The sequence below is a fragment of the Staphylococcus sp. GDY8P119P genome (assembly GCF_017892075.1).
In the GTDB taxonomy this organism is placed as follows: domain Bacteria; phylum Bacillota; class Bacilli; order Staphylococcales; family Staphylococcaceae; genus Staphylococcus; species Staphylococcus ureilyticus.
Genome location: NZ_JAESKJ010000015.1, coordinates 87,319 through 94,110, shown reverse-complemented (window position 1 = coordinate 94,110; position 6,792 = coordinate 87,319). Strand labels below are relative to the sequence as shown.

General features: G+C 34.6%; 6 protein-coding genes and 6 tRNA genes. 10 read left to right on the top strand and 2 right to left on the bottom strand.

The features are described 5' to 3' along the window. Positions 1-31: 31 nt before the first annotated feature. The 10 genes from KA830_RS12805 (at position 32) to glmM (ending at position 4,942) form a co-directional block, all read left to right on the top strand. A tRNA-Asn gene (locus KA830_RS12805) sits at positions 32-106 on the top strand. 3 nt (positions 107-109) lie between these two features. Beyond that, positions 110-181, top strand: a tRNA-Glu gene (locus KA830_RS12800). Positions 182-193: 12 nt separating this feature from the next. Then, positions 194-269: transfer RNA gene (locus KA830_RS12795), tRNA-Val, on the top strand. A gap of 18 nt (positions 270-287) precedes the next feature. Next, a tRNA-Tyr gene (locus tag KA830_RS12790) sits at positions 288-371 on the top strand. Between the two features lie 4 nt (positions 372-375). After that, a tRNA-Gln gene (locus KA830_RS12785) sits at positions 376-450 on the top strand. 3 nt (positions 451-453) lie between these two features. Continuing rightward, positions 454-526: transfer RNA gene (locus tag KA830_RS12780), tRNA-Lys, on the top strand. 250 nt (positions 527-776) lie between these two features. Next, positions 777-1,682, top strand: coding sequence for an arginase (gene rocF / locus KA830_RS12775; RefSeq protein WP_046207707.1), 906 nt, complete (start codon positions 777-779; stop codon positions 1,680-1,682). Between the two features lie 139 nt (positions 1,683-1,821). Further along, entirely contained in the window at positions 1,822-2,628 is an 807-nt protein-coding gene (gene cdaA, locus KA830_RS12770; RefSeq protein ID WP_019467737.1) for a diadenylate cyclase CdaA, read from the top strand. 1 nt (position 2,629) lies between these two features. Continuing rightward, complete coding sequence (locus KA830_RS12765) at positions 2,630-3,562, top strand: CdaR family protein (protein ID WP_046207708.1); 933 nt, start codon at positions 2,630-2,632, stop codon at positions 3,560-3,562. 24 nt (positions 3,563-3,586) lie between these two features. Then, positions 3,587-4,942 carry a phosphoglucosamine mutase gene (gene glmM / locus KA830_RS12760; protein ID WP_046207709.1) on the top strand — a complete coding sequence of 452 codons (1,356 nt, stop codon included), beginning with the start codon at positions 3,587-3,589 and terminating at the stop codon, positions 4,940-4,942. Between the two features lie 310 nt (positions 4,943-5,252). Here glmM and KA830_RS12755 read toward each other — a convergent pair whose 3' ends face one another. Next, positions 5,253-6,356: a mannitol-1-phosphate 5-dehydrogenase gene (locus tag KA830_RS12755; protein WP_204179699.1), complete on the bottom strand. Its 1,104-nt coding sequence runs from the start codon at positions 6,354-6,356 to the stop codon at positions 5,253-5,255. Beyond that, the gene (locus KA830_RS12750; RefSeq protein WP_046207711.1) at positions 6,356-6,790 is read right to left on the bottom strand and encodes a PTS mannitol transporter subunit IIA; all 435 of its coding nucleotides are present in this window, start codon (positions 6,788-6,790) and stop codon (positions 6,356-6,358) included. The genes KA830_RS12755 and KA830_RS12750 overlap by 1 nt, the downstream gene beginning before the upstream one ends. Positions 6,791-6,792: the final 2 nt, after the last annotated feature.

Genomic DNA, 6,792 nt, shown 5'->3' with positions numbered 1-6,792 from the left:
AGTAGGACGTTGCCAGGCAATGTATTATTATTCCACAGTAGCTCAGTGGTAGAGCTATCGGCTGTTAACCGATCGGTCGTAGGTTCGAGTCCTACCTGTGGAGCCATATGGCCCCGTGGTCAAGCGGTTAAGACACCGCCCTTTCACGGCGGTAACACGGGTTCGAGTCCCGTCGGGGTCATTGATACATATTGGAGGATTAGCTCAGCTGGGAGAGCATCTGCCTTACAAGCAGGGGGTCGGCGGTTCGAACCCGTCATCCTCCACCATTGCTAATTTAATAATACGGAGGGGTAGCGAAGTGGCTAAACGCGGCGGACTGTAAATCCGCTCCTTCGGGTTCGGCAGTTCGAATCTGCCCCCCTCCACCATTAATGGGCTATAGCCAAGCGGTAAGGCAACGGACTTTGACTCCGTCACGCGCTGGTTCGAATCCAGCTAGCCCAGCCATTAGAGCCATTAGCTCAGTTGGTAGAGCATCTGACTTTTAATCAGAGGGTCAGAGGTTCGAATCCTCTATGGCTCACTTTTAAGCATTCCTTCGGGAATGCTTTTTTTGTTTTTAATAGAAGTTTTTTGATATTTATTATATACATTTTTTTGTTTAAAATAATGAAATTATGTTGCTATACCTAGTTATTTTGAATTAAAAATCGTTATTTTGTTTCTTTATGTAATTTGCTTAAATTTACATAATTGGGGGCTTTTGTATTAGCTTGAAAGTCATATCACTTTAGATTATCCTAATATCAAACGAAAACAAAGGGGTTTTTTAAATGGATAAATTAGTAGAGATTATTGGTGCACCTTCGACTTATGGCCAAAAAAAATTGGGGGTAGATTTTGGACCGGACGCAATCCGTTATGCAGGTATTGTAGAACGAATACAAAATATTGGAATTAATGTTAAAGATTCAGGTAATATTAGTGTTCCTGCAATACATTTAGAGAAGTTCAACTCAGCTCAAAAAGGATTACGCAATTTAGATGAAATAGTTGAAGTATCTAACCAACTTAGTGAAACAGTATCACAAAGTGTTGATAATGGTAATTTTCCACTTATATTAGGTGGTGACCATTCCATAGCAATAGGCTCAATTTCTGGTATTAGTAAACACTATGAAAATTTAGGAGTGATTTGGTATGATGCACATGGTGATTTAAATGTACCTGAAGAATCACCTTCAGGTAATATACATGGGATGCCACTGCGAGTGTTGGCAGGCGAAGGGGACTCACGTTTAGTGAATATCTCTAATTATGCGCCAAAAGTTAGACCAGAGAACATTGTACTGATAGGTATGAGAGATTTAGATAAGGGAGAACGTCAATATATTAAAGAAAATAATATAAAAACATATACAATGGCCGATATTGATAAACTTGGGATTAAGCACGTGATGGAGGCAACTTTAGATTACTTGAAATCTAAAACAGATGGCATTCATTTGTCATTAGATGTAGATGCCTTAGATCCTGCTGAAACACCAGGAACTGGTACAAGAGTACTAGGAGGCTTAACATATAGAGAAAGTCATTTTGCGCTAGAATTATTACATAATTCAAATTTAATCACTTCCATGGATTTAGTTGAAGTAAATCCATTGATAGATATGAATAATCACACGGCAGAACAGGCAGTTTCATTAGTAGGTAGTTTCTTTGGTGAAACATTATTATAAAACAATAAAAGGAATAATATGGGGCTAATTCCATATTATTCCTTTTAATTTTACGATAAAAATTTAATACTTAATATGACAGTTAATGTTATGATTGGTATAATATATAACATGGGAACAGATAACCGGAGGAGATGTTATGGATTTATCCAACTTTTTTGATGATTGGAGTACAGTCAAAATAATTGCTAGTGTACTCGATTTGCTCATTGTATGGTATGTACTTTATCTTCTCATTACAGTATTTAAAGGTACAAAAGCGATTCAATTGCTGAAAGGTATTGTAGTAATTGTGATCGGCCAACAAGTGAGTAAAATGTTAAACTTAACAGCGACATCTCGTTTGTTTGATTTAGTAATACAATGGGGTGTTTTAGCTTTAATCGTTATATTTCAGCCGGAAATTAGACGTGCTTTAGAACAACTGGGTAGAGGAAGTCTATTTAAACGCTATTCTACAAGTTTGAATAGTGATGAAGACAAGCTTATTTCATCTGTTTCTAAGGCTGTTCAGTATATGGCTAAACGCCGGATTGGCGCATTAATCGTATTTGAAAAAGAAACAGGATTACAAGATTATATTGAAACAGGTATAGCAATGAATTCCGAAATTTCTCAAGAATTACTGACTAATGTGTTTATACCAAATACACCTTTACATGATGGTGCTATGATCATTCAAGCGAACAAAATTGCAAGTGCTGCCAGTTATTTGCCACTGTCAGACAGTGCTAAAATAGCTAAAAGTCTGGGAACAAGACATAGGGCAGCTGTGGGTATTTCAGAAGTTTCAGATGCATTTACAGTAGTAGTATCTGAAGAAACAGGATCTATTTCAGTCACGTTTGATGGTAAATTAAGAAAAGATATATCTAATGAAGCATTTGAAGAATTATTGGCTGAACATTGGTTTGGCACACACTTTCAAGAGAAAGGTGTGAATTAATATGTTAGAAAGTAAATGGGGATTAAGATTAATCGCATTAGTTTTAGCATTAGTATTCTTCTTATCTGTCAATAACATGTTTGGTAATATCTTTAATGCTGACCAACTGGGACAGAAATCTACTGAAACACTTCAGGATGTACCAGTACAAGTTAATTATGATAGTAAATCGTTATATGCTAGCGATGTACCGAATAAAGTGGATATTGAAATATCTGGTCCACAATCTCAAGTGTTGAAAGCTGAAAACGGCGAAAATATTAAAGCTGTTCTTGATTTGAGTGGTGAGAAAGCTGGAAAACATACCACACAATTCAAGGTCAATGGTTTAAATAAAGACGTTGATTATACAGTTAAGCCAAAAGAAACAACAGTTAATCTTGAAGAAAAAGTTACTAAGAAACTTAAAGTAGAACCTGATGTGAGTGATAATGACTTAGATGCCAATTATAAAGTGAGTGACCAAAGCGTATCACCTGAAACAGTTAAAGTTACTGGTGGTAGCAAGCAAATTGATAAAATTGCATACTTAAAAGCTACGTTTAAAGATAAAGATAAAATTAGTAAAGATACAACGGATATTGCACGTATCACTGCTTTTGATAGAAAACTCAATAAAATCAAAGTATTAATACAACCAAATGAAGTTAATTTGAGCGTCAAATTGGAAGATTATAGTAAGAAAGTAAAAGTGAAAACTAAAGCAATAGGCGCCTTACCTAAAGGTAAAGAGATAGATGATATAAAATTAGATAAAGAAGAAGTAGAAATTTTCGGTAATAGAAACGACATTCAAGATATTGACGAAATTACTGCAGAAATCGATTTAGATGGAGTTACAGAATCAACTGAAAAAAATGTAGAATTTAAATTACCAGATGACGTTTCAAAAATTGAACCAAATGAAACAACAGCAAAAATTAATATTAAATAGATTTTTATAAAGGAGATATAAATCATGGCAAAATATTTTGGTACAGACGGCGTAAGGGGCGTTGCAAACAAAGAATTAACGCCAGAACTTGCGTTTAAATTAGGGCGTTTTGGAGGTTACGTGTTAGCCCATAATGAAGGTGAAAAGCACCCTAAAGTACTAGTAGGTAGAGATACTCGTGTTTCTGGTGAAATGCTTGAATCTGCGTTGATCGCTGGATTGATTTCAATCGGTGCAGAAGTCATGCGTTTAGGCGTTATATCAACACCTGGCGTAGCATATTTAACTAAAGAGATGGAAGCTGAATTAGGTGTTATGATTTCTGCTTCTCATAATCCTGTCCCAGATAACGGTATTAAATTTTTCGGTTCAGATGGTTTCAAACTATCTGATGATCAAGAAAGAGAAATTGAGCAATTATTAGACCAAGAAAATCCAGAATTACCACGTCCTGTCGGTGAAGACATTGTGCATTATTCTGATTATTTTGAAGGTGCGCAGAAGTATTTAAGTTATTTAAAATCAACGATTGATGTTAACTTAGATGGTATGAAAATCGCCTTAGATGGTGCCCATGGTTCTACTTCATCTCTAGCACCGTTTTTATTTGGAGATTTAGAGGCTGATACAGTTACGGTTGGTTGTAATCCTAATGGTTATAATATTAATGATCATGTAGGATCAACACATCCAGAAACATTGTCTGAAAAAGTTGTTGAAGCTGAATGTGACTTTGGATTAGCGTTTGATGGTGATGGCGATAGAATAATCGCTATTGATGAAAATGGAGATATCGTTGACGGAGATCAAATTATGTTCATCATTGGTCAAGCAATGAGCAAGAACCAAGAATTAAATAATAATATGATCGTCTCAACCGTCATGAGTAATTTAGGATTCTACAAAGCTTTAGAAGATGAAGGTATTCAATCTAATAAAACAAAAGTAGGAGATCGTTACGTAGTTGAAGAAATGCGTAGAGGTAATTATAATTTAGGTGGAGAACAATCTGGCCATATCGTGTTAATGGATTATAACACTACTGGTGATGGTTTATTAACAGGCGTGCAGTTAGCAAGCATTATTAAAATGACTGGTAAAAGCTTGAGTCAACTTGCAAGACAAATGAAAAAATATCCTCAATCTTTAGTTAATGTGCGTGTGACTGATAAATATCGCGTAGAAGAAAATGTAGATGTTCAGGAAGTTATGACTAGAGTAGAGGTTGAAATGAACGGAGAAGGGCGTATTTTAGTTAGACCATCAGGCACGGAACCATTAGTAAGAGTTATGGTTGAAGCAGCAACTGATGAAGCAGCACAACATTATGCCCAAACAATTGCAGATGTAGTTAAAGAGAAAATGGGGTTAAATGAATAAGTTCTATGACTTATTTGAAACTGTTAATACAGATACTAATGATAGTGTTAGTACATGTATTGACAGTTTTTTTATTAGCTATAAACCAAACGAAGTGTGTAATTCATAATATTATATTTTAAATTCATTTTGTAAATTAAGTTAGGTAGATATCTAGTAGAATCAGAAGCATAAGAAAAGTACAGAATTGAGCTATAAAGTCACTTATTTCTTGCAAATACAACTAATGTTATAAAAATTAACTAAAAAGACTAATCCATATAAATGAGGATTAGTCTATAATTTTGGATATTTAATAATACATTATCTTTTATAAAACGTTGTATTCTTTGTTAATTTCAGAAGCCAAGTGATCATCAATTTTAGCATAATCTTTTAAGAAGGCTTCAACACCATAATCTTTAATATAATTATTTTTTTCAACTGTTTCTTGATCATTCGTATCATCGTATTTTAATAGTAATGCAGCTGCTTTAATTAAGGCATGATGTTTTAGATTATTTTGATAGAGATAATTTAATGGTTTAATTATTCTATCTTGAGGTCCAATTTTACGGATTGTGCCTCGACCAACACGAGTTACTTCATCTGAAAGATGAGGGTTTTTAAAGCGCTCAATAATTTTATCAACGTATTTTGCTTGTTCTGATGTTGAAAAATCAAATTGGTTCGTAATGTATTGACTGGTTTCTTTTAAAACTTCTTCCAGGTCATGTTTGATTATTTTATCATTCATTGCATCTAAAATCGTAGGTTGATTATTATATCTACCAGCGTAGGCTAAGAATGCATGACCAGTGTTTACCGTCAATAATTTTCGTTCAATATAAGGCGTTAAATTAGACACGTATTTGATATGATCTAATTCTGGACCATACCATGCATCTTTTTCTACAACCCATTCATAGAAAGGTTCCACGATGACATCTAAAATATTCTCATTGGACTGCAGAGGAACAATTCGATCAACTGCAGAATTGACAAAATGAATATGGTCATCTAATGGACCAGTGATATCTAAGATTGCCTCTTTCAATGTGTTCGTAGCCATAATGGCATTTTCACATGCCACAATATTTACCGGTGTTTCTTTTTCTTTTAAATAAGGTGCAAACGTTTTAGCTATAATTGGTAAAATATTTACACCGACTGCAGTAGTAATTAAATCAGCTTCTAATATAGCTTGTTTTAATTTAGCAGAAGGTTGTCCTGAATTGATTGCGTCAACATTGTGCACACGAGTTGTTGTTTGCGCATCGTCTGCTAGTATCACATCATATTCATGTTTTGAATCTAAAGCATCAATAATTTCAGCATTGACATCTGCAAATGTAACTTTAATATCATTATCAGCTAAAATATAACCAATAAAGCCACGACCAATGTTACCCGCGCCAAAATGTAATGCTTTCATTATGCGTCAGCCTCCTCAAATACTTGTTTAATTTCTTCAGCTGATGAAGCATTGATAATGCGTTCAACATTTTCTTCTTCACTAAATGTGATAGCAATTTTTGATAGTAAATCTAAATGCTCACCATCTTTACCTGCGATACCTACAACCACTTTAACTTCTTCTCCATCCCAATCAACACCATCAGGAATTTGAATTAAAGTTAACCCTGATTTTAATACACTGGTTTTCGCTTCATCAGTACCGTGGGGAATGGCCAATCCATTACCCATAAATGTTGTTACAACTTGCTCACGATCTTTCATAGCTTGAATGTAGTCTTCTGTAACTGCACCACTGGATACAAGTGCTTGTCCTGCTTTTTCAATTGCTTCGTTTTGATCTTTCACAGTTTGATTAATAAAAATATTGTCATTGCTAAATAATTCGCTCATAT